This window comes from Psychromonas sp. MB-3u-54 (assembly GCF_002836415.1).
In the GTDB taxonomy this organism is placed as follows: Bacteria; Pseudomonadota; Gammaproteobacteria; order Enterobacterales; family Psychromonadaceae; genus Psychromonas.
On record NZ_PJBP01000031.1, the window covers coordinates 1 to 796 of the forward strand.

The 796-nt window shown below is 46.1% G+C and carries 2 protein-coding genes and 1 pseudogene; all 3 read right to left on the bottom strand.

Features of this window, described 5'->3' with window-relative positions:
* Positions 1-209: pseudogene (gene rpsD / locus CXF72_RS00440) on the bottom strand (30S ribosomal protein S4); the annotation flags it as partial.
* A 33-nt stretch (positions 210-242) separates the two neighbouring features.
* Positions 243-632, bottom strand: a complete 390-nt coding sequence (rpsK, locus tag CXF72_RS00445; protein WP_011770888.1) for a 30S ribosomal protein S11 — start codon at positions 630-632, stop codon at positions 243-245.
* An 11-nt stretch (positions 633-643) separates the two neighbouring features.
* The coding region (rpsM, locus tag CXF72_RS00450) for a 30S ribosomal protein S13 (RefSeq protein ID WP_101036067.1) at positions 644-796 on the bottom strand (153 nt) is incomplete at its 5' end.

The following is a 796-nucleotide window of genomic DNA, read 5'->3' on the forward strand; positions in this document are numbered from 1 at the left end:
TTTTCAAGCACACCGTACATACGACGTACTTTTTGTTTTTCGCGTAATTGCAAACCGTAATCCGACAGACGCGGTTTACGTGCACCGTGAACACCTGGTGCATTATCGATTTTACACTTAGATTCAATCGCACGGACGCCAGATTTTAAGAAAAGATCTGTTCCTTCGCGACGGCTAAGCTTAAGCTTAGGACCTAAATATCTTGCCATTGTTCTTTCTCCAGTTACCTTGAAACGTCGTGATTACACGCGGCGTTTTTTAGGCGGACGACAACCATTGTGTGGGATTGGTGTAACGTCAGTAATATTAGTTACACGGAAACCCGCCGCGTTTAGTGCGCGAATCGAAGATTCACGACCAGGTCCTGGTCCATTTACAAAAACTTCAACGTTTTTAAGACCATACTCTTTAGCCGCTTCAGCAGCACGTTCAGCAGCAATCTGTGCAGCGAACGGAGTAGATTTACGAGAACCACGGAAACCAGAACCACCGGCAGTTGCCCAAGAAAGCGCATTACCTTGACGGTCTGTAATAGTTACGATTGTGTTGTTGAAAGAAGCATGGATATGAGCCATACCATCAGCAACTTGCTTTTTAACGCGCTTGCGAGCACGAGTTGGAGTTTTAGCCATTATCTCTTACCCTATTTCTTGATTGCTTTGCGCGGACCTTTACGAGTACGAGCATTCGTTTTAGAACGCTGTCCACGTACAGGCAAGCTGCGACGGTGACGAAGTCCACGGTAACAGCCAAGGTCCATTAGACGCTTGATGTTCATAGATACTTCACGACGTAA

What these genes read in the sequence shown, in the direction of transcription:
- rpsK (WP_011770888.1), bottom strand. Translation starts at nt 632, where the DNA reads ATGGCTAAAACTCCAACTCGTGCTCGCAAGCGCGTTAAAAAGCAAGTT.